15 protein-coding genes are annotated in these 22,142 nt (G+C 72.0%); 12 read left to right on the top strand and 3 right to left on the bottom strand.

The features are described 5' to 3' along the window. Positions 1–4 precede the first annotated feature (4 nt). Positions 5–3,964 (bottom strand): ATP-dependent RNA helicase HrpA, encoded by a 3,960-nt coding sequence (hrpA, locus tag M1D46_RS13370; protein WP_456285784.1) that lies wholly within the window; start codon positions 3,962–3,964, stop codon positions 5–7. A gap of 61 nt (positions 3,965–4,025) precedes the next feature. Here hrpA and M1D46_RS13365 point away from each other — a divergent pair, with 61 nt between their 5' ends. Next, on the top strand, positions 4,026–4,916 hold the full coding sequence (locus M1D46_RS13365; protein WP_282978555.1) for a DUF817 domain-containing protein: 891 nt from the start codon (positions 4,026–4,028) through the stop codon (positions 4,914–4,916). Here the strand turns inward: M1D46_RS13365 and M1D46_RS13360 are convergent. Next, positions 4,882–5,616, bottom strand: a complete 735-nt coding sequence (locus M1D46_RS13360) for a ribonuclease H family protein (protein WP_282978554.1) — start codon at positions 5,614–5,616, stop codon at positions 4,882–4,884. The genes M1D46_RS13365 and M1D46_RS13360 overlap by 35 nt on opposite strands. An 85-nt stretch (positions 5,617–5,701) precedes the next feature. Here M1D46_RS13360 and M1D46_RS13355 point away from each other — a divergent pair, with 85 nt between their 5' ends. The 9 genes from M1D46_RS13355 (at position 5,702) to M1D46_RS13315 (ending at position 18,140) form a co-directional block, all read left to right on the top strand. Beyond that, positions 5,702–7,972 (top strand): glycoside hydrolase domain-containing protein, encoded by a 2,271-nt coding sequence (locus M1D46_RS13355; protein ID WP_456285783.1) that lies wholly within the window; start codon positions 5,702–5,704, stop codon positions 7,970–7,972. A gap of 136 nt (positions 7,973–8,108) precedes the next feature. Beyond that, positions 8,109–9,383 carry a glycosyltransferase gene (locus M1D46_RS13350; protein ID WP_456285782.1) on the top strand — a complete coding sequence of 425 codons (1,275 nt, stop codon included), beginning with the start codon at positions 8,109–8,111 and terminating at the stop codon, positions 9,381–9,383. 49 nt (positions 9,384–9,432) lie between these two features. Continuing rightward, positions 9,433–10,269: an aldo/keto reductase gene (locus M1D46_RS13345; RefSeq protein ID WP_282978551.1), complete on the top strand. Its 837-nt coding sequence runs from the start codon at positions 9,433–9,435 to the stop codon at positions 10,267–10,269. Positions 10,270–10,414: 145 nt separating this feature from the next. Then, a complete protein-coding gene (locus M1D46_RS13340; protein ID WP_456285781.1) occupies positions 10,415–11,515 on the top strand; it encodes a LacI family DNA-binding transcriptional regulator in 1,101 nt (366 codons plus the stop codon). 155 nt (positions 11,516–11,670) lie between these two features. Further along, positions 11,671–13,332: an ABC transporter substrate-binding protein gene (locus M1D46_RS13335; RefSeq protein ID WP_456285780.1), complete on the top strand. Its 1,662-nt coding sequence runs from the start codon at positions 11,671–11,673 to the stop codon at positions 13,330–13,332. Beyond that, on the top strand, positions 13,329–14,309 hold the full coding sequence (locus M1D46_RS13330) for an ABC transporter permease (protein WP_282978547.1): 981 nt from the start codon (positions 13,329–13,331) through the stop codon (positions 14,307–14,309). Before M1D46_RS13335 ends, M1D46_RS13330 begins: the two co-directional genes overlap by 4 nt. Further along, positions 14,306–15,220, top strand: coding sequence for an ABC transporter permease (locus M1D46_RS13325; RefSeq protein ID WP_282978545.1), 915 nt, complete (start codon positions 14,306–14,308; stop codon positions 15,218–15,220). Before M1D46_RS13330 ends, M1D46_RS13325 begins: the two co-directional genes overlap by 4 nt. Further along, entirely contained in the window at positions 15,217–16,920 is a 1,704-nt protein-coding gene (locus tag M1D46_RS13320; protein ID WP_456285779.1) for an ABC transporter ATP-binding protein, read from the top strand. Before M1D46_RS13325 ends, M1D46_RS13320 begins: the two co-directional genes overlap by 4 nt. 44 nt (positions 16,921–16,964) lie before the next feature. Then, on the top strand, positions 16,965–18,140 hold the full coding sequence (locus M1D46_RS13315) for a glycoside hydrolase family 1 protein (protein WP_456285778.1): 1,176 nt from the start codon (positions 16,965–16,967) through the stop codon (positions 18,138–18,140). A gap of 57 nt (positions 18,141–18,197) precedes the next feature. Here the strand turns inward: M1D46_RS13315 and M1D46_RS13310 are convergent, their stop codons facing one another. Next, positions 18,198–19,745 (bottom strand): dolichyl-phosphate-mannose--protein mannosyltransferase, encoded by a 1,548-nt coding sequence (locus M1D46_RS13310; RefSeq protein ID WP_456285777.1) that lies wholly within the window; start codon positions 19,743–19,745, stop codon positions 18,198–18,200. Positions 19,746–19,858: 113 nt separating this feature from the next. On the opposite strand from M1D46_RS13310, the gene M1D46_RS13305 reads away from it, so the two are divergent. Both M1D46_RS13305 and rsmI read left to right on the top strand, forming a co-directional pair. Continuing rightward, the gene (locus tag M1D46_RS13305) at positions 19,859–21,316 is read left to right on the top strand and encodes a DUF4407 domain-containing protein (protein WP_456285776.1); all 1,458 of its coding nucleotides are present in this window, start codon (positions 19,859–19,861) and stop codon (positions 21,314–21,316) included. Then, positions 21,313–22,128 (top strand): 16S rRNA (cytidine(1402)-2'-O)-methyltransferase, encoded by an 816-nt coding sequence (gene rsmI / locus M1D46_RS13300; protein ID WP_282978540.1) that lies wholly within the window; start codon positions 21,313–21,315, stop codon positions 22,126–22,128. Before M1D46_RS13305 ends, rsmI begins: the two co-directional genes overlap by 4 nt. The last annotated feature ends 14 nt before the right edge of the window (positions 22,129–22,142 follow it).

Here is a 22,142-nt window from a genome sequence, read left to right as displayed (position 1 = left end):
CCCCTCAGCCCTTCAGCGCCTTCGCGATGCGCGGGAGCGACACCGCCTCGGCCGTGCCGAGACGCTGCGCGAACAGGCTCACGCGGAACTCCTCGAGCAGCCAGCGTGCACGCTCGAGGTGCGCGGGAGCATCCTGCGGCAGGGGGATGGCCCCGCCCGCCTCGTCGAAGACGGCCCGCGCGCGCTCGAACTCCGTCATCCAGGCGCGGTCGCGGCCGGGATTGTCGGGGAGCGCCTCGAGGCGGATCCGGGCGCCCTCGAGATACCGGGGCAGGTGCGCCAGGCGCTCGACGCCCGTCGCCGACACGAAGCCGCGGAAGATCAGGCCAGCGAGCTGACCGCGCACATCGTTCAGTGCGCCGAGGAGCGCCATCGACGTCGCGCCCTTCATCGCGCGCTCCACGTCCCGCGCGAGGGTGAGGATGCGCGCGACGAGCGAGACGCACGCGAAGACGTCGTCGACCGACCCGCGCGAGACCTCGTCGCGCACGCGCTCGAACGCCGCGCGGTCGCGCACCTCGCCATGACGCGCCAGGACGGCGTCGGCGACCGCCGCTCGGCAGTCCTCGATGAGGGCCTTGGCCGACGCGTACGGCGACGCGGCGAGGGCGAGCTTCTCGTTCGCCGTGAGGTGCTCCTGCACGTACGACGCGGGCGAGGGCACCTGCAGCAGCACGAGCCTGCGCAGACCGGCGCGGGTGAGACGGGCGGCCGACTCGGGTGTCGCCTCGACGCGCAGCGCGACCGTCTGCCCCTCGTCGACGAGTGCGGGGTAGCCGCGGACGACGCCGCCCGCGACGCGCGTGTCGACGACCGGCGGCAGCTCGCCGAAGGTCCAGTCCGACAGGCCGGCGCGCTCGATGCCCGCGGAGGGCGCGGAGATGCCCGACGCCGCCGCGACGGCGGCCTCGCCGCGACGGCGCTCGCCGCGGGCTCCGCCGCGCGCGATCTGCTTCGCGACGCTGTCGCGCGTGCGCTCGGCGAGCCGCCTCTGCAGCGACGCGAGGTCGCGATCGGACGCGATCGCGCGCCCGCGCGCATCCACCGCCCGGAACGACATCCGCAGGTGCGGCGGCACGCGCTCGAGATCGAAGTCGGCTGGCGACACCGGCTGGCTCGCCGCGCGCTGCACAAGCCGTGCGAGGGCGTCGAGCAGCGGCTCCGCGGGAAGACCCGCGCTGTCCTCGGGGCCCCGTCCTGCCAGCTCCTCCGAGAGCTTCGCGGCCCAGTCGGCCGCGGGCACGACGTGGCGGCGGATGGCCTTGGGCAGCGCCTTGAGGAGCGCCGTGACGAGCTCGTCGCGGAAGCCGGGCACCTGCCAGTCGAAGCCGTCGGGTCGCAGCGATGCGAGCAGCGGGAGCGGCACGACGACCGTGACGCCGTCGTCCTCGGCGCCCGGTTCGAAGCGGTACGCGAGGTTCAGGGTCTGATCGCCCTGCGTCCACCGCGTCGGGAAGTCCCGTGCGTCGGCGGTCGCTGCGCCGTCGACGAGGTCGGCCTCGCGCATCGTGAGGAGCTTCGGCGTGCGAGCGCGCGCGTCGGTCCACCACTTCTCGAACGACCGGACGTCGAACACCTCAGCGGGGATCCGCGCGTCGTAGAAGGCGTAGACGGCCTCGTCGCCCGCGAGGATGTCGCGGCGTCGCTCGCGGTCCTCGAGGCGCTCGAGGCGCCGACGGAGGTCGGCGTTCTGCCGCAGGAACGCGGTGACCTGCTGCGGCAGAGCGTGCGCGTCCCATTCGCCCTCGACGAGCGCGTGCTGCAGGAAGAGCTCCCGGGCGGCCGGGCGATCCACGCGCGCGAACGGGATGCGTCGGCGCGGGACGATCTCGACGCCGAACAGCGTGACCTTCTCGTACGCGATCGCGGCGCCCGAGTCCTTCGACCAGTGCGGCTCCGACACCTGGCGCTTCACGAGGTCGCCTGCGAGGTCCTCGGCCCAGGCCGGATCGATCGCGGCCGCGGTCCGCGCGAACAGGCGCGAGGTCTCGACGAGCTCGGCGGCCATGACGGCCTGCGGGCGCCGCTTGCGCAGCACGGAGCCGGGGAAGACCGAGAAGCGCACGCCGCGCGCGCCGCGGTACTCGGCGCCGCGCGAGCGCGGGTCCTTCTTCGCCTCGCGCTCGTCGAGCACGCCGATCTGCGACAGCAGGCCGGCGAGGATCGCGCGATGCACGGCGGCGGGGTCCGCCGCACCCTCCCGCCGCGGGACGGAATCGCGCTCGCCGCGACGGCCGAGCCCGCGCGTGAGCCCCTGCAGCTGGCGGTGCACGTCGAACCACTCGCGCACTCGCACGTAGTTGAGGAACTCCGTGCGGCACAGGCGCCGGAACGCGCTCGAGCCGAGCGCGCGCTGCTGCTCCTGGAGGTGATCCCAGAGGTTGAGCAGCGTGAGGAAGTCGCTCGTCGGATCCGCGAACCGCGCGTGCGCCTGATCGGCCTGCTCACGCTGCTCCTCTGGGCGCTCGCGGACATCCTGGATGGACAGGCCCGCGACGATCGCGAGCACCTCGCGCTGCGTGCCGTTTCGCTGCGCCTCCACGAGCATCCGCGCGAAGCGGGGATCGATCGGGAGCCGGGCGAGGTCGCGGCCGATGCGCGTGAGCCGCGGCTGCCCGCCATCGCGCGCCGGGTGCACGGCCCCGAGCTCGACGAGCAGGTCGAGGGCCGCGCGCACGCCGCGGGAGTCGGGTGGGGTGAGGAACGGGAACTCGGAGATGTCGCCGAACCCGAGCGACAGCATCTGCAGGATCACCGAGGCGAGGCTCGTCCGCAGGATCTCCGGCTCGGTGAACGCGGGGCGCCGCGCGAAGTCGTCGTGCGCGTAGAGGCGGATGGCGATGCCCGCGCTCGTGCGGCCGGCGCGACCCGAGCGCTGCTGGGCCGACGCCTGCGACACCGCCTCGATCGGAAGGCGCTGCACCTTGGCCCGGTTGCTGTAGCGCGAGATCCGCGCGGTGCCGGTGTCGACGACGTACTTGATGCCGGGCACGGTGAGCGAGGTCTCGGCGACGTTGGTCGCGAGGACGATGCGGCGCCTGAGGCCGGCGACCGTCGAGCGCTCGAAGACCCGGTGCTGCTCGGCCGAGCTCAGGCGGCCGTAGAGGGGGAGCACCTCGACGGGCGCGGTCTCGCTGCGGAAGGCCCCGCGGACGGCGTCGGCCGCGTCGCGGATCTCGGCCTCGCCGGGCAGGAACACGAGCACGTCGCCCGGGGCCTCGCGCTCGAGCTCGCGCAGGGCCTGCACGATCGCCGACACGTCGTCCTCGACGTCGTACGGCCGCTCGTCGGGTCTCGGCTCGTCGCCGCCCTCGGTCGACGTCCGGGGTGTCGGCGCTTCGCCGTCCTCGGTCATGTCCGCGAGCAGCGGCCGGTACCGGATCTCGACGGGGAACGTGCGCCCCGAGACCTCGATCACGGGGGCGGGTGTGCCGTCCGGCTCCGCGAAGTGCTTCGCGAACGACTCGGGGTCGATCGTCGCCGACGTGATGACGACCTTGAGATCGGGCCGCTCCGGCAGGATGCGCTTGAGATAGCCGAGGAGGAAGTCGACGTTCAGCGACCGCTCGTGCGCCTCGTCGACGATGACCGTGTCGTAGCGGCGCAGCAGCCGGTCGCGGTGGATCTCGTTGAGGAGGATGCCGTCGGTCATGAGCGCGATGCGCGTCGCGTCCGACACCTGGTCGGTGAAGCGCACCTTGTATCCGACGAGCCCGCCGAGCTCGACCTGCATCTCCTCGGCGACCCGCTCGGCGATGGTCCGCGCGGCGAGGCGGCGCGGCTGCGTGTGCGCGATCGACGTCCGCCCGAGCTCGAGGGCGATCTTCGGCAGCTGGGTGGTCTTGCCCGACCCCGTGGCGCCCGCGACGATGACGACCTGGTGGTCGCGGATGGCCGCGGCGATCTCGTCGCGCGCCGCGCTGACGGGCAGCTCGGGCGGGTAGGCGATGACGGGGGAGGACATAGCCTTCCAGCTTAGAGGTGCGCTGGGAGCGCGTGCACGCGCGGACCCTAGGATCGACCGCATGTCACGGGCGTTCACCTCGGTCGAGCAGCGGATCGATGCCTGGGCGCACCGTCGGCTCGAGCGGCTCGAGCCCGGGGGAGCCCTGCGCCGCGGCCTCGTCGAGTTCACGGTGTTCGTGCTCAAGCAGGCGTGGGCGTGCATCTTCGGGGCGGCGATGCTCGCGGCGCTCGTCGCGGCGCGCCTGTGGTACCCCGACGACGCCGCGCTCGCGCGCACCGACGCGCTCGTCATCGCGGCCGTGGCGATCCAGGCGATCATGCTGCTCGCCCGGCTCGAGAGCGGCCGCGAGGTGTGGGTCATCCTGCTGTTCCACGTCGTCGGCACCGCCATGGAGATCTTCAAGACCGACGTCGGGTCGTGGTCGTACGAGGACGGCGGCGTGCTCCGCATCGCGGGCGTGCCGCTCTACACGGGATTCATGTACGCGGCCGTCGGCTCGTACCTCGTGCGCGTCTTCCGCCTCTTCGAGCTGCGCTTCGAGCGCTACCCGCCGATCTGGGCCACGGCCCTCGTCGCGGCGGGCATCTACGCGAACTTCTTCGCGCACCACTTCCTGCCCGACGCGCGCTGGGTGCTGCTGGCCCTCGTCGTCGCGCTCTATGCGCGCTGCACGATGCACTTCCGCAACCACCGCACGCGGCCCTGGCGGCGGATGCCCGTGCTCGCCGCGTTCGTCGGCGTCGCCTTCTTCATCTGGATCGCCGAGAACGTCGGGACGGCGGCGGGCGCGTGGATCTACCCGGATCAGGCCGACGGATGGCAGCCGGTCTCGATCTCGAAGCTCGTCGCGTGGCTGCTGCTCATGATGATCTCGGTCGTCCTCGTGACCTTCGTGTACCGCCCGCAGCCGCTGGTCAGATCAGACGACGCAGCGCGTCCTCGGGGCTGATGCCCCACGAGGCGGCCCGCGCGCGCAGGCGTGCGAGCTCGTCCGGTGCGAGGAGGAGCCGCAGCTCGACCATCTCCTCCTCGGGGGCCGGGAAGAGGGCGAGCTCGTCGTCGGCACCCCACAGCGCGTCGTCCACCGCGGTCGCGGTCGGCGTCGGAGCCGCGGAGGCAGACGACCCGGACGCGGCCGGCGGCTCGGGGGCGACGACGGCACCGCCCGACGCGCCCTCGACCGGGTCGGCGGCGAAGCCCGGGCCCCGGTTCGGCTCCGCGCGGCGCTGGAACGCCTGGGCGGCCGCGTTCGCGCGCTCGTCGGCCGCCTCGTTGAGCGGATGGCCGGCGTGGCCCTTCACCCACGAGAACACGACGTCGCGGCCCTGCATGGCCTCGTCGATCCCCTGCAGCAGCTCGCGGTTCAGGACGGGCTTGCCGTCGGCCTTGCGCCATCCCTTCCGCTTCCACCCGGGCATCCACTTCGTCACGGAGTCGATCACGTACCGGCTGTCGCATTCGATGAGCAGGGCGACGCCGGCGTCGGCCGTGGCGCGCAGGAGCTCGAGCACGGCCTGCAGCTCGCCCTGGTTGTTCGTGCCGTGAGGCGAGCCGCCCGCCGCCCAGCGCTCGTCGTCGATGTACCAGGCCCACCCCATCGGACCGGGGTTCCCGAGGGCTGAGCCGTCTGCGGCGGCGGTGATTCTCATCCCGCCAGCGTAGTTTCCTGCGCTGACATCTCCCGCGCGACGGTTCGTCACACGCCCGACGCGGGGCGGGGGTAGCGTCGGGCGCGTGAAGCTCGCAGACGTCGATCCGTTCATCGGGACCCAGCCGGCCGATCTCCCCGAGCCCCGCGGCATCGCGGCGTCGTGGTGGTGGCCCAAGCCGCAGATCGGCAACACACATCCGGGCGCAACCTTCCCGCTCGGGATGGTCTCGGCGTGCGCGTACTCGGGCGCGTACCCCACGGGCTACGGCGAGTACGACCTCGCGACCGAGGGCGTGCCCCCGCGCCTGCGGGACCGGCCCGTGGCGAGCGGCATCACGCACTTCCAGCAGAGCGGCACCGGCGCCATCCGCAAGTACTACAACTACGTCCGCGTGACGCCCATGCTCGGCTCGCTCGACGCGCTCGGCGAGCAGTGGGACGTGTCCGACGAGGTCGCCGCGCCCGGCTTCTACGCCTGCACGCTCTCGAGCGGCATCCGCTGCGAGGTGACGGTCGGGCCGCGCAGCGCCGTGCACCGCTACACGTTCCCGAAGCACCGCGACGCGCGGCTCGTCGTCGACCTGTCCCTCGGCGGCCTCGACATCCCGTACGGCGCGACCGTGCCGCTGCGCGCGCACCTCGAGTCCACGGCCCCCGGGCACGCCGAGGGCGAGATCGTCGTCGAGGGCGCGCCCCTCGCGATGCACATGGAGGCCGACGCACCGGGATGGCGCCAGCTGCTCTGGTACGACCGCCGGCTCATGCCGGGCGGCAAGCGGCTCGACTTCGACGCCATCCGCCCGACCACGCTCCGCCCCTTCGGGCTCATGTGGGCGGGACCGGCCGCGGCGGGGCAGACGATCGAGCTGAGGATCGGGTTCTCGCTGCGCGGCGTGGAGCGCGCGGCACGGAACCTGCGCGCCGACTGCCCGGAGGGCAGCGGCTTCGCCCACCGCCGCACCGCGACGCAGCTCGCATGGACCGAGCCCCTCGGGGCCATCCGCCTCTCCGATCCGCCCGAGCACCCGCGCGAGCCCGACCGCGAGGCGCGGAAGGCCGAGACGCGCGAGCGGCGCACGGTCTTCGGCACCGCGCTGTACCACTCGCTCATCAAGCCGTCGCTCGCGATGGGCGAGAGCCCGTTCTGGCCGTCGGAGGGCCCGTTCGTCTACGACCTCTGCACGATGTGGGACATCTACCGCACGCAGCTGCCGCTGCTCACCCTGCTGCGCCCCGATCGGGCGGTCGAGCTCGGGAACGCCCTCGTGACGATCTGCGAGGAGGAGGGCAACTTCCCGATCGGGTACCGGATGGCCAAGGGCTCGGACCGCTTCGCGCGCCAGGCGAGCGCGCTCGCGCACACGTTCCTCTCCGACCTCTGCCTCGCGGGCTTCGACGGCATCGACTGGGACTGGGCGCTCGTGCACATGCTCTCCGACCTGCGCCGCACGTACGGCGAGGACTTCCTCACCCACGGTCGCGCCGAGCCGATCACGCACACGCTCGACATCGCCTTCGGCTACTGGTGCACGGCCCAGGTGGCCGCCGCCGTCGGCGACCGTCGCGTGCGCGAGGAGTGCCTCGCGCTCGCTGGACGCTGGCGCAACGCGTTCGATCTCGACACGGGGCTGCTGCGCGACTCCACGTTCTACGAGGGCACGAAGTACAACTACTCGTTCCGGATCGGGCACGACATGGCGGGGCGCATCGCGCTCGCCGGCGGAGACGAGGCCTTCGTGGGCATGCTCGACCGCTTCTTCGGGTTCGGCGCGGCTCCCGTCCGCCAGCCCGGCGTGGGCCCCGGCGACGTCGAGATGGAGGGCGGGTACGCGCTCGGCCGCTTCGAGGGGCTCAACAACGAGCCCGACATGGACGCGCCGTGGGCCTACACCTACGCCGGCCGCCCCGACCGTACCGCCGAGATCGTGCACGCGGCGCTGCACCAGATGTTCGGCACGGGCCCCGGCGGCCTCCCGGGGAACGACGACTCGGGCGGGCTCTCGTCGTGGGTCGTGTGGGCGTCGCTCGGGATGTTCCCGGTCGCCGGCCAGGACCTCGTGCTCCTCAACGCCCCGGCCTGGCCCGAGGCGCGCATCGACCTCGGCGGCGAGAGCGAGCTCGTCGTGCAGACGACGGGATTCCGGCGGGTGGGCCGGGACACGGCTCCCCAGTACGTGCAGGGGATACGCCTCGACGGCCGTCCGCATCACGCGCCATGGCTCTCCGGCGCCCAGCTGCGCGCAGGCGGAGTGCTCGAGGTCGACCTGGGCGACGAGCCGGGCGACTGGGGCCGGGAGAGCCGGCCGCCGTCGCATCCGCACGAGGCCTCGCCGAGCTCCCGGTCACTGCGCTGAGCCGGGCGGCGGGGTCGATCGACCGCGCGACACAGACCGCGCACGCAGCCGACACATGCGTGTCGTATCATCGCCCGAACTCGCGCGCAGATCGCCCGCGATCCACGACCATCCGCCCCCTCGGACAGGAGCCAGCATGACCCGTCGACTCGTCATCGTCGTCCGCGCCGATCCGGTGATCTGCGGCCATTCGGGGGAGGCCCGGAATCTCGCCGAGGCCGCCATCGCCCGCGGCTTCGACGAGGTGCGCATCGTGACCTGGCCCATCGAGCGCCTCGAGTCGGCCGGGCTCCCGCTCAAGCCGCTCGAGTCGGTGCTCCCGTACAGCCCCGGGATCCTCGTCGAGCGCCCCGAGCCGGTCGGCGACTACAAGGTCGTCGACGGGCGGTACATCGGAGGTCTCGTCGGGCGCCTCGTCGAGCTGTTCACCGATGGCGTGCCGACCGTCGCGATGTCGCTCTACCTGAGCCCGCACACGACGGCCGTCAGCGACGCCGTCTCGGTCGCACGCCGCACGGGGCTTCCCGTCGACGTCGTGACGGTGGCCGAGGCCGTCGGATCCGACGTGACGAACGTCGTGCGCCAGTGCGTGAACGAGGGCCGCTTCGGTGCGGCGGCGCACGTGCTCGAGTCGTATCTCGCGAGCGACGTGTGCGTCGCGGTGTCGCAGTACACGAAGGACCTCATCGTCGAGGAGGCGCGCGTGCTCGACGCGCGCCACGGCACGCGGTACGCCGCGCGCTGCGAGGAGCGGATCGCGATCTCGTACCCCGCGATCGACGCCTCGCTGTTCCTCGATCTCGACGGCGCCGAGGTCGACCGGCGTCTCGCCCAGCGGGGCCTCGAGCGCGACGGCTACGTCTTCTACCTCTCGCGGCTCGCTCGCGCGAAGGGCGTCGACGACCTCATCGAGGGCTTCGCGCGATCGAGCGCGCCCGCGACGCGCCGGCTCGTCATCGCCGGTCGCGGGCCAGAGGAGCAGGAGCTGCGCGCGCTCGCCGCGGCGTCTCCGGTCGGCGACCGCATCACGTTCCTCACCGACGTCGACGACGCCGAGAAGCCGTATCTCTTCGCCGGCGCGGCCGCGTACGTGCTCCCGACGAAGCCGCGACCGGAGTTCATCGAGACCTTCGGCATCGCGCTCGCCGAGAAGGCGCTCTCGGGCGGTGGCCCGGCCATCACAACGCTCACGGGCGGAGTCGGCGAGGCCGTCGGCGACACCGCGATCATCATCGGCGTCGACGCGCCCGATGAGATCGCGGCCGCGATCGACCGCGCGATCGGGATGGACGTGGTCGAGCGCGCGGAGTGGGAGGAGCGGGCCAGGGCGCACGCGCTCCAGTTCGACCGCGGCAGCGTGTTCGATGCGCTGTTCGCGCGCGTCGACGCGCTCCAGGCGGCGGCGGTGTGAATCCGCATCTTCCGGCGCCGACCGCCCTCGCGCTCAATAAGGTGGAGACATGAACATTCCCGCAGTGACTCTGAACTCCGGCCACGACATCCCCCAGCTCGGCTTCGGCGTCTTCCTCGTGCCGCCGGCGGAGGCGGAGCAGGCCGTCAGCGAGGCCCTCGAGCTCGGCTACCGCCACATCGACACGGCGGCGATCTACCGGAACGAGGAGGGGGTGGGCGCCGCCATCGCGAAGAGCGGCATCCCGCGCGAGGAGCTGTTCATCACGACGAAGCTCTGGAACGACCGCCAGTCGGGCGAGCAGCCGCACGACGCCATCCGCGAGAGCCTCGACAAGCTCGGCCTCGAGTACGTCGACCTCTACCTCACGCACTGGCCGACGCCCGAGAAGGACACCTACTCGAACGCGTGGGCGAAGCTCATCGAGATCCGCGACGCGGGCCTGGCGCGCTCGATCGGCGTCTCGAACCATCTGCCCGAGCACCTCGACCGGATCGTGAAGGACACCGGCGTCGTGCCGGCCGTCGACCAGATCGAGCTGCACCCCGCCTACCAGCAGCGGGATGTGCTCGCGTGGGCCGAGCAGAACGGCACGAAGATCGAGTCGTGGGGCCCCCTCGGCCAGGGCAAGTACCCGCTGTTCGAGAACCCGGCGGTCGCCGAGGCGGCGGCGGCGCACGGCGTGACGCCCGCTCAGGCGGTCATCCGCTGGCACCTGCAGAAGGGCTTCATCGTGTTCCCCAAGTCGACGCGCAAGGAGCGGATGGCCGAGAACCTCGACGTGTTCGGCTTCGAGCTCACCGCCGACGAGGTCGCCCGCATCGACGGCATCGACCCCCTCGACGGGTCGGGGCGCGTGGGCGCCCACCCGCTCGAGTTCAACTGAGCCGACCACGCGGCCGCCGTCTCCCCGGAGCCGGCGGCCGCGTGCTGTCTGCGCACCGCCGCACCTCCTCCCCGGGCGTCCGCCGGGTTGCGGCTAGCCTGAACTGCGCCCGGGTGGTCCGGCGCGCATGCGGGAGGAGCGGTCTGTGTCGAAGGCGCCCACCGTCTACGACGTCGCGGAGAGCGCCGGTGTCTCGATCGCGACCGTTTCCCGCGTGCTGCGCACCCCCGAGGCGGTGCGCCCGGAGACGCGCGACCGCGTCCTCGATGCCGTCTCGCGTCTCGGGTACGTGCCCAGCGGAAGCGCGCGCGGGCTCGCCGAGCGGCGCACGGGCGTGCTCGGCATGTACTTCCCGGGCTTCGACGCGATCGACGACGTCTCGGCCCTCGACGTGCTCGCGAACGAGGTCAGGGAGCCGTTCACCGTCGTCCGCGGCGCCGGTCCGCGCGACGACGCCCGCGCATCGATGCTGTTCCAGGACGAGGTGCTGCGCGGCGCCGAGCTCGAGGCCTGGCGGCGCGGCTTCGTGCTCATGGTGGGTGTGGGGCGGGGCGACCCGTCAGCTTCGACGGTGCGCGACATGGCCGGTCGCGTCGACGGGCTCGTCGTCCTCGCCAGCAGCATCCCCGATGACGCGCTGGACTGGCTCTCGCGGCGCGTGCCCATCGTCGTGCTCGCAGGGCCCCGCCGCGGCGACCGCCACGACCACGTCACCGTGAGCAACACCGAGGCCATGGCCGAGCTGACGCGCCACGTCCTCGCGCAGACCGACGGGCGCCCGCCCGCGTACCTCGCCGGCCCGGCGGACTCGCCCGACGGCGCGCAGCGCTGGGAGGGCTTCCGCCGCGCGATCGAGGCGGCCGGGCTCCGCATCGACGAGATCGACGTGCGCCGGGGGGACTTCACGCGGGCATCGGGGCGCCGCGTGGGGGAGGAGCTCGTCGCGCACGGCCTTCCCGCCGCCCTCATGTCGTCGAACGACCAAATGGCGCTCGGGGCCCTGGACGCGTTCGCGAGCGCGGGCATCCGCGTCCCCGAGGACGTGATCGTCACGGGCTTCGACGGCATCGACGCCTCCGCTCTCGTCTCGCCCCCGCTCACGACCGTGCGGCAGCCCATGATCGAGCTCGGGCGCGCCGCCATCCAGGTGCTCGCGCACCGTCTCGAGACGCCGGACGCCGAGCCGGTGTCGGTCCGGCTGCCGGTCGAGATCCTCCTGCGCGCGAGCTCGCTGCGCGCGAGCTGACGCGCGCTCCGCCTCCGTCGTGCGGATGGGAGCACCCCGCAGACCGTTGCGCGCGGCAATGTATGCGCTTACACTCGTGGTGCGGACACCCTCCGCGAACGCCTCCTCCTCACGAGGAGCCGTGATCCAGACACACACGACATCGAGGTCACACCGTGCCGAAGACGCACAGACTCCGCCGCTGGCGGCGGGCGGCGGCCGCCGGGCTCGCCGCCGTCGCGCTCGCGGTGAGCGGATGCAGCATCCAGATCACGTCGCAGCCCGATCCCTCGATCGGCGACGACACGATGCTCATCAACGCCGACCACGGGAACCCGCTGTTCACGCGCACCTTCAACCCCTATCTCACGAACACGCGCACCGCGTCGCGGTGGATCTACGAGCCGCTCGTCCTCGTCAACCCGCTCGACGGGTCGCTGACGCCGTGGCTCGCGTCGGAGTGGGAGCAGCCCGACGCAGAGACGATCGTCATGACCCTCCGCGACGGCGTCGAGTGGAGCGACGGCGAGCCCTTCACGGCAGCCGATGTCGCGTTCACGTTCGACATGCTCAAGAAGACGCCCGCGAACGACATCTACGGCGCGTGGCAGCACCTCGCGAGCGTCGAGGCCGACGGGAAGACCGTGACGTTCCGCCTGCAGGGCGAGGACGCCCCCGCCCTGTCGATCATCGGGAAGACCTTCATGGTGCCCGAGCACATCTGGGCCGAGGTCGACGATCCCGGCACCTGGCGCAACGAGCACCCGGTCGGCACAGGGCCGTTCGTGCTCGGCAACTACAGCGACCAGCAGTACTCGATGGACCGGAACCCGACGTACTGGCAGGCCGACTCGATCGAGATCGAGCACATCATCCTGCCCGCGACGAACACCCAGCTCGACACCGTGACGCGCGGCTACGACTGGGCCTACTCCTTCATCTCGGACGTCGAGGGCACCTGGGGCGCCGCCAGCGCGCACAACCGCTGGTGGTTCCCTCCCGTCGGCATCATCTCGCTCGTGCCGAACCTCGAGCGCGAGCCGTTCGACGACGTCGACGTGCGACGCGGGATCGCGCTCGCGCTGGATCGCGAGGAGATCGCCGAGACCGCGTCGGAGGGCTACATGGAGCCCGCCGGACAGACGGGCCTCATCCTCCCCAACCAGGAGGAGTACCTCGATCCGACGATTCCCGACAGCGGCGTCCTCGCGCAGGATCAGGACGCGGCGCTCGCGGCATTCGAGGAGGCCGGCTACGAGCTCGAGGGCGACCGCCTCGTCGACGACGCGGGGGAGCAGCTCTCGTTCTCGCTCACGACGGCGAACGGCTACTCCGACTGGACGCGCGCCGCGCAGGCCGTGCAGCGCCAGCTCGCCGAGGTCGGCGTGAAGGTCTCCCTCGAGCTGCCCCAGCCGGCCGGCTACCAGAGCGCGATCGCGAACGGCGACTTCGAGATGGCGATCGGCGGCATGGGGAACGGCGAGGTGTACCAGTCGTTCAACAGCCTGCTCTCGAGCGACTTCTACGTGCCGAGCGGCGAGACGACCGCGAACAACTTCGAGCGGTTCCGCTCCGACGAGGCGGATGCGCTCCTCACCGAGTACCGCTCGACGGTCGACCCGCAGCGGCAGACCGAGATCGTCCACGAGCTGCAGGGCATCGTCTACGACGAGCTGCCGGTCATCGGGCTCTACTACGGCGGCAGCTGGGGGCTCTTCAACGACGCGAAGTTCACCGGCTGGCCCTCGGCGGAGGACCCGTACATGATCCCCCAGAACTACGACTCGGCCCCGCTCGCGATCTTCCCGCGCCTGGACCGGGTGGAGGGAGACCAGTGAAGTACCTGCTCCAAAAGCTCGGCCTGTTCGCTCTCACGCTTTGGGCCGCGATCACCCTGAACTTCTTCCTGCCCCGCCTGATGCCGGGCTCTCCCGCCGATGCCGCTCTCGCCAAGCTCTCGCAGAACGGCCCGGTGTCCGAGGCCACGCGGGCGGCGATCGAGGCGCAGCTCGGCGTGCCGAGCGGATCCCTGTGGGACCAGTACGTCGCGTACCTCGGCCAGGTCGTCACGCTCGACTTCGGCGTCTCGTACACGTTCTATCCGCAGACGGTCTCGAGCATGGTCTCGACGGCGCTGCCCTACACGATCGGGCTCGTCGGCATCGTCACGGTGCTCGCGTTCGTCATTGGCACCCTGATCGGCGTGCTCGCGGCGTGGAAGCGCGGCACCTGGCTCGATGCGCTGCCGACGCTGACGGGCTCCTTCCTCAGCACGTTCCCGTACTTCTGGACCGCGCTCCTGCTCCTGTTCTTCCTCGGGTACGTGCTGCACTGGTTCCCGACCACCGGCGCGTACGCCGCGACCACGACGCCGGGATTCACGGGGGAGTTCGTCGCCGACCTCGTCCGGCACGCGGCGCTGCCGGCGCTCACGATCCTGCTGACCTCGCTCGGCGGGTGGATCATCGGCATGCGCAACGCGATGATCAACACGCTCGGCGAGGACTACGTCACGTTCGCCGAGGCGAACGGCCTGCGCGGTCGGACGATCGCCATCCGCTACGCGGCGCGCAACGCGATCCTGCCGAATCTCACCGGCTTCGGCCTCACGCTCGGCGGCGTCGTCGGCGGGTCGATCCTCGTCGAGCAGGTCTTCGGGTACCCCGGCATCGGATACCTGCTCTTCAACGCCGTGATCGGGCAGGACTACCCGCTCATGCAGGCGCTCTTCCTGATGATCACGGTCAGCGTGCTCATCGCCAACTTCCTCGTCGACATCCTGTACGGCGTGCTGGACCCAAGGACTCGCCGATGACCTCCACCATGAACGTCAAGATGCCCCCGCGCTCGATCGCCGGGCCGCGCCCATGGCGCTCCGCCGGCCGGATGGTCGCGACCCTGTGGGGCAACGGCAAGGCGCGCCTGGGGCTGTGCATCCTCGCCGTGTTCGCGCTCGCCGCCGTCTTCGCGCCGGTGCTCGCGCCGTACGGCCCCAAGGACAACGGCTTCCCGCGCAATGCCGACGCATCGTGGGAGCACTGGCTCGGCACGACGGCGGCCGGCGAGGATGTGCTCAGCCAGCTGCTCTACGGCGCGCAGGTGAGCCTCGTCGTCGGGTTCGCTGCCGGCATCCTCTCCACGGTCGTGGCGGTGCTCATCGGACTGAGCTGGGGCTACCTGCGGGGATTCGCGGCCGAGGCCGTCGGCTTCGTGGTGAACCTCTTCCTCGTGATCCCGGGGCTCCCGCTCATGATCGTCATCGCGGCGTACCTGCAGAACGGCGGGATGCTCATGATCGTCGCCGTCATCGTCGTGACCGGATGGGCGTGGGGAGCGCGGGTGCTGCGCAGCCAGACGCAGTCCCTGCGCGGACGGGACTTCGTCGCGTCGGCGCAGTTCTCGGGCGACGGTCCCGCGCGGATCGTGTTCCGCGAGATCCTCCCCAACATGACCTCGATCATCGCCGGAACGCTCTTCGGCGCCGCGACGGCGGCGATCCTCGCGGAGGCGGGTCTCGAGTTCCTGGGGCTCGGCGACTCGAGCATCGTGAGCTGGGGGACGATGCTCTACTGGGCCCAGAACTCCAACTCGCTCCTCACCGGCCAGTGGCTGCTCCTGTTCGCGCCCGGCCTCTGCATCGCCCTCCTCGCCCTGAGCCTCACGCTCATCAACTTCGGCGTCGACGGCATCTCGAATCCGCGTCTGCGGGAAGGAAAGGGGCGATGAGCATGGAGCGCGAGATCCTGCTGGATGTCCAGGGACTGTCGGTCGAGTACGCGTCGCCGGGAGCGACGCCCGTCACGGCCGTCGACGACGTCTCGTTCACGCTGCGGCGCGGGGAGTTCGTCGGCCTCGTGGGGGAGTCGGGGTCGGGCAAGTCGACGCTCGGCTTCGCGCTCACCCGGCTGCAGAAGCCGCCGGCGCGGATCAGCGGCGGGCGCATCCTCTTCGGCGGTCGCGACATCCGCGAGCTCGACGCCGAGGAGCTGCGCCGGCAGCGGCAGGGCGGATTCGCCATGGTGCTCCAGTCGGGCATGAACGCGCTCAACCCCGTCCGCACGATCCGGAGCCACTTCCTCGACGTCTTCGCCACGCACGGCCATGTCGCCGGCCCCGCGCGCGAGGCGCGAGCGCGCGAGCTCGTGGCCAAGGTGGGGCTGAGGCCCGAGGCGCTCGACCGCTACCCGGGTGAGCTCTCCGGCGGCATGCGCCAGCGGGCGTCGATCGCGATCGCGCTGTCGCTCGAGCCGCAGCTCATGGTGTTCGACGAGCCGACGACCGCGCTGGATGTGCTCGTGCAGCACGCGGTCATGGACACGATCCAGGCTCTCCAGCGCGCCGAGGACTTCACCGCGATCCTCATCAGCCACGACCTCGGCATCGTGCTCGAGGCCACCGACCGTGTCCTGGTTATGCACGAGGGCCGCATCGTCGAGGACGCGCCGAGCCGCGACATCCTCGAGCGCCCGCAGGATCCGTACACGCGCATGCTGCTGAGCCACTACGCGGATCCGCGTGCTGCGCACATCTCGATCCCGGGCTTCGTCGACCTCGCGACGCGGAAGGCGCAGGGCGCCACGCGTGCCGAGGGCACCGAGACCGTGCCCACGGTCGGGTCGCGCGGAACCCGTCGCGCGGATGCGGCCATCGCGGTCGAGAGCGTGTCGAAGACCTACCCCGCTCCGCGCCGCGGACAGGCACCCGTGACCGCGGTCGACGACGTGTCGTTCCGGCTCGAGCCGGGGGAGTCGCTCGCCCTCGTGGGCGCCTCGGGGTCGGGCAAGTCGACCCTCGCGAAGCTCATCACGGGCGTCGAGAAGCCGACGTCGGGCGCCGTCCGCTTCGGCGACGTCGACGTGCCGTCGCTGCGGCGGAGAGGGCTGCGCGACCTGCGCAAGGACGTGCAGATGGTGTTCCAGGACCCCTACGCTGCCCTGAACCCGCTCCACACGGTGGAGTACACGCTCACGCGCCCCGTCGTGAACTACACGGGGCTGCGCGGAGTCGAGGCGCGCGCCCGTGTCCTCGAGCTCCTCGAGACCGTGGGGCTGACGCCCGTCGAGCAGTTCGCGGCCAAGCTCCCGCACCAGCTCTCGGGCGGGCAGCGACAGCGCGTCGTCATCGCCCGTGCGCTCGCGAGCGATCCGCAGGTGCTCATCGCGGACGAGCCGGTGTCGATGCTCGACGTGTCGCTGCGCGCCGGCGTGCTCGCGCTCCTCGAGGACCTGCGCGAGCGCTGGGGCATCAGCATGCTCTACATCACGCACGACCTCCTGAGCGCCCGCCTCGTCACCGAGAACATCCTCGTGCTCGAGCAGGGGCGCGTCGTCGAGCGCGGAGAGACCGCGCACGTGCTGCAGCATCCGCAGGACCCGTACACGATCGGCCTCCTGGACGCCGTGCCGAACCCCGCTCGCGCGCGCTGAGCGCGCGGGCGGCATCCGAAACCGAAACAGCGAGAGGAGCATCCGTGCTCTCATTCCCCGATGGCTTTCTCTGGGGCGCCGCGACCGCGGCGCATCAGGTGGAGGGGAACAACGTCGGCAGCAACTGGTGGGTCATGGAGCACGCTCCCGGCTCCCCGATGGTGGAGCCCTCGGGCGACGCCGCCGACCACTATCACCGCTACCCGGAGGACATGCGCCTCCTCGCGGAAGCGGGCCTGAACTCCTACCGGTTCTCGATCGAGTGGGCGCGGATCGAGCCCGAGCGCGGGTTCGTCTCGCGCGCCGCGCTCGACCACTACCGGCGGATGATCGACACGGCGCGCGAGACGGGGCTCGACCCGACCGTGACGCTCATGCACTTCACGGTGCCGCGCTGGTTCCAGGACGACGGCTTCTGGCGTGCGGACGACGCGGTCGACCTGTTCGCGCGCTACACCGAGACCGTGCTGCCGATCCTCGAGGGGGTCGAGCACGTGTGCACGATCAACGAGCCGAACATCGCCGCGATGCTCGCCGGCGGGGAGGACGCCGCGAACCTCGTCGCGTACGGGCTCCCGCATCCCGACCTCGGCGTCGCCGACACCCTGCTCGCCGCCCACCGTCGATCCGCCGAGATCCTCCGGTCCGTACCGGGCGTCAGGGCCGGCTGGACCATCGCGACGCAGGCGTTCCACTCGACGGGCGAGCCCGGCGCGGACGAGATGCTGCAGGAGTACGGTCATCCGCGCGACTTCTGGTACCTCGAGCAGTCCGCGGGCGACGACTTCGTCGGGGTGCAGGCGTACACGCGCACGTTCATCGGGCCGGAGGGGCCGCTGCCCGTCGCGGAAGGCGTCGAGACGACGCTCACCGGCTGGGAGTTCTTCCCCGACGCGCTCGAGCTCGGCGTCCGCTCGGCTTGGGAGCTGTCCGGCGGGACGCCCATCCTCGTCACCGAGAACGGGATCGCGACGTCGGACGACACGCGACGCGTCGCGTACACGCGGGGAGCGCTCGAGGGCCTCCACCGCGCGATCTCGGACGGCATCGACGTGCGCGGCTACCAGCACTGGAGCGCGCTCGACAACTACGAGTGGGCGAGCGGGTACCGGCCGACGTTCGGCCTCATCGCGTTCGACCGCGAGACCTTCGCGCGCACGCCGAAGCCGAGCCTGGCCTGGCTCGGCGAGGTCGCGCGCCGCAACGGCCTCGACGCCTGAGCGCGTGACGCACGAGACCCCCGGAGCGCGCGCTCCGGGGGTCTCGCGCATGCGGGATCAGACCCAGCTGGGCAGCCAGTTGTGCAGCTGCCAGAGCGGGAACGGCTCGACGATCCCGAGGGCGAGCGGAAGGTAGAACGCGCCCACGACGACGGCCACCGCGAGGAAGACGGCCGCCGCGATGCGCCACGCGCGCCGTTCGCGATCGGCGGCCTCCGTCGCGAAGGCGACCTCGGCATCCGTCGGGAACGGGAGCAGGTCGGGCTGCCGCGAGCGGGTCAGATGCGCCAGCGCGACCGCGAGTCCGAGCACGACGAACGGCAGCATGACGACCGTGTAGAACTGGAACACCGTGCGCTCGGGGTAGAGCAGCCAGGGCAGGTAGGTCACGGCGATCCCCGCGAGCGGGAAGCCGAATCGGGCGTCGCGGGTGCGGATGAGCAGCCAGACGAGGAAGAGGGCGGCCGCGATCCCCGCGTACCAGACGACGGGGTTCGGGATGCTCCCGATCACGCCGATGCAGTCGGTCGACCACGCGCAGGTCGTCGTGCCGACCTCGGGGCGCGTCAGCCACATCGCGGTCGGGCGGAGGAGGAGCGGCCACTGCCACGCGGGGCTCGCGTACGGATGGCTCGCGCTGAGCCCCACGTGGAACCCGTAGACCGCCTGATGGTAGTTCCACAGGGCGACCAGCGGGTTCGCGTCGCTCGCGCGGTCGTACCCGCCGGTCGTGACGAGCCACCCGCTCCACGAGAGCAGGTACACCACGGCGGCGGCCGGCACGAGCAGCAGGAAGGTGACGGGGCCCTGGCGGAGGATCGCGGAGAAGTACCACTCGCGGACGCCCGCGCGGCGGCGCCAGAGCGCGTCGAGGACGACGAGCCCGATCCCGACGCCCGCGATGACGTACATGCCCGACCACTTGACGGCGGTCGCGGCGCCGAACGCGGCGCCCGCGGCGAGGAGCCAGGGGCGCGCCCAGACGACGGGCCCCCACGCCTCTGTCTGATCGCGGAGGACGCGATCGCGCGTCTCCTGCACATCGCGCAGCAGGAACGAGAAGCCCAGGAGCACGAAGAGAGCGAGGATGCCGTCGAGCAGCGCGACCCTGCTCATCGCGACCGCGAGCGGGTCGATGGCGAGCAGGAGCCCCGCGACGCCCGCGACCGCGATCGAGCCGGTGAGGCGGCGCGCGACGAGGGAGAGCAGCGGCACGAGGAGGGTGCCGACGACGGCGGTCGAGATCCGCCAGCCCCATCCCGAGTCGGCGCCGAAGACCGCGAGCCCCAGTGCGATGATCCACTTGCCCAGGGGCGGGTGCACGACGAAGGAGGCATCCGCCGAGTACACATCGGTGTCGCCCGCGAGGAAGCTCTCGTTCGCGCCCTCGGGCCACGTGCCCTCGTAGCCGAGATGCAGAAGCGTCCAGGCGTCCTTGACGTAGTAGGTCTCGTCGAAGACGAGCTCGTGGGGATGGCCGAGTCCGACGATGCGCAGGAGGCCCGCGAGCAGCGTGAGAGCCGAGGGCACCAGCCAGCCCGCGTGCTGGCGGATGGCCGTGAGGGCTCTGTCGCGGGGGGATGCCTCGGGCAGCGCGTGCGTCACGGCTCCAGCGTAGTGCGCGGGCGCGAGGCGCCCGGGGGCGGGCGACTCCCCGGCCGGGTCCGCTCCAAGGGTCCTGACAACGCTCGCCCAGGCGGGCTTCGTATGTTGACGGGATGTCCTACTCCGCGCATCGCCCGGGACGCTACGACTCGCAGGGGCGGATCATCCTCCCCGACGACGACCCGAACGGCGCCGTTCCCGACGAGGAAGCCCTGTACCTCGAACGGGAGTTCTTCCCCGAGACCGCCGCCGCCCCGACCGAGCCGATCGAGGTCGACGAGCGCCCCGCTGAGGCGTCTGCCGAGCCCGAGTCGACGCCGCGCGCTCCGCGACGTCGCGCGGCGCGTCCGCCGCGCACGCCCGGCTCGCGTCTGCGCATGCTCGCGATCCTCGGCGGCGCGGACGGGCACGTGCTCGACACCGTCCCGACCGAGACGCCCCGGTTCGTGCAGATGTTCTTCGTGCTGCTCGGCACCGCGCTCGTGTCCGCCCTGTCGATGCTCTTCGCCCTCACGACCGGCGTGCAGGTCTCGGTCTGGCTCGCGGTGCCGCTCGCGATCGTCTGGGCGGGCATCATCTTCAACCTCGACCGGTTCCTCACGTCGACGATGACCGCGACCCGCAGCATCGCGCGCCTCGTCGGGCTCGCGCTGCCGCGTGTCATCATGGCGCTCCTCATCGGCGTCGTCGTCGCGGAGCCCGTCGTGCTGCAGGCCTTCCGCAACGACATCGCGCAGGAGGTCGCCTCGACGAACATCGTGCAGTCGCAGGAGGACCAGGCGGCCCTCGACTCCGGGCCCGAGAAGCAGGCGCTCGACGCCGCGACCGCGCGCCTGGGCGAGCTGCAGAACCAGGCCGCGACGGGCATCGTCGCGGGTACCGACTCGGCCTCTGCGACGCAGGCCGCCGCGCAGGCGACGGTCGACGACCTCACCGAGAAGCTCGCGGCGCAGCAGACCGTGATCGATGAGGCGCGCGCGCTCTACCAGTGCGAGCTCGACGGCTCAGGAGCGGGCGAGGTCGCCGGCTGCACGGGCGTGCAGGGGGAGGGCGCGAGTTCCGATGCCGCCCAGGACCAGCTCGCGGCGGCTCAGGCGACCTATGACGACCTCGCCGCCCAGCTGCGCGAGGCGAACGAGGCCCTCGCGGCGGCCGAGACGGCTGCGGGCGAGAACGCCGCGGCATCCGAGGCCGCGAACCGCCAGGCGGCGGAGGACCAGCTGCCCGCGGCGCAGCAGGAGTACGACGCGGCGCTCGCCGCGTACAACGCGCGGGCGGCATCCGTCGCCGAGACGAACGCCGGCGCGATCGGGCTCCTCAGCCAGATCAGCGGGCTGAACCGGCTCGCGGAGAAGGAGCCGGCGATCTGGTGGGCGCACCTCCTCATCGCCGCGCTCTTCCTCATGATCGAGCTCCTCCCCGTGCTCGTGAAGGTGCTGACGAGCTTCGGCGATCCCTCGCTGTACGAGAAGGCGGCCGCCGTGCGCAAGCAGGTCGCGGAGGAGCGCGTGAACGCGGACGGGTTCCGCGACCGCGCCGACATCATCTCGGCGCCTAGGCTGGCGGGGTGATCATCCTCGCCGCGACGCCCATCGGCAATCTCGGCGACGCGTCGCGCCGCCTCGTCGAGCTGCTCGAGCAGGCGCCCGTCGTGGCCGCCGAGGACACGCGCACGACGCAGCGCCTTCTCGCCGGGCTGGGCATCGCGAACCGTCCGCGGCTCATCGCCCTGCACGACCACAACGAGCGGCAGAAGGCGGCCGAGCTCGTGGAGCTCGCGCGCGATGAGGATCTCGTCGTGCTGACCGATGCGGGCATGCCGACCGTGAGCGACCCGGGTTACGGGCTCGTGCAGACCGCGGCCGCTGCGGGAGTCGACGTCACGGTCGTTCCGGGCCCGTCGGCCGTGCTCACGGCCCTCGCGGTGTCCGGTCTCCCGACCGATCGCTTCACCTTCGAGGGCTTCCCCGCGCGCAAGCCCGGTGACCGCCGTCGCGCCCTCGCGGCGCTCGCGGCCGAGCCGCGCACGATGGTGTTCTTCGAGGCGCCCACGCGCGTCGCGCAGACGCTCGCCGACATGGCGGCCGCGTTCGGCGGCGACCGCCGGGCGGTCGTCGCGCGAGAGCTCACCAAGCTGCACGAGGAGGTCGCGCGCGGCACGCTCGACGAGCTCGTCGGATGGGCCGAGGCGGGTGTGCGCGGCGAGCTCGCGATCGTCGTGGCCGGGTCCGAGCGGCGCGAGACGCCACTCGAGGACGCGGTCGCCCAGGTCCTCGCGCTCGTCGCCGACGGCGGCCGCCTCAAGGAGGCGGCCGCCGAGGTCGCCGCAGCGACCGGGCGCTCATCGCGCGAGCTGTATCAGGCCGCGCTCGCGGCGCGCTGACGCGCGCCCGCGGG

Source organism: Microbacterium sp. JZ70, from assembly GCF_053903225.1.
The sequence above is the reverse complement of the archived record's forward strand: the minus strand, read 5'-3'. Positions and strand labels throughout refer to the sequence as shown.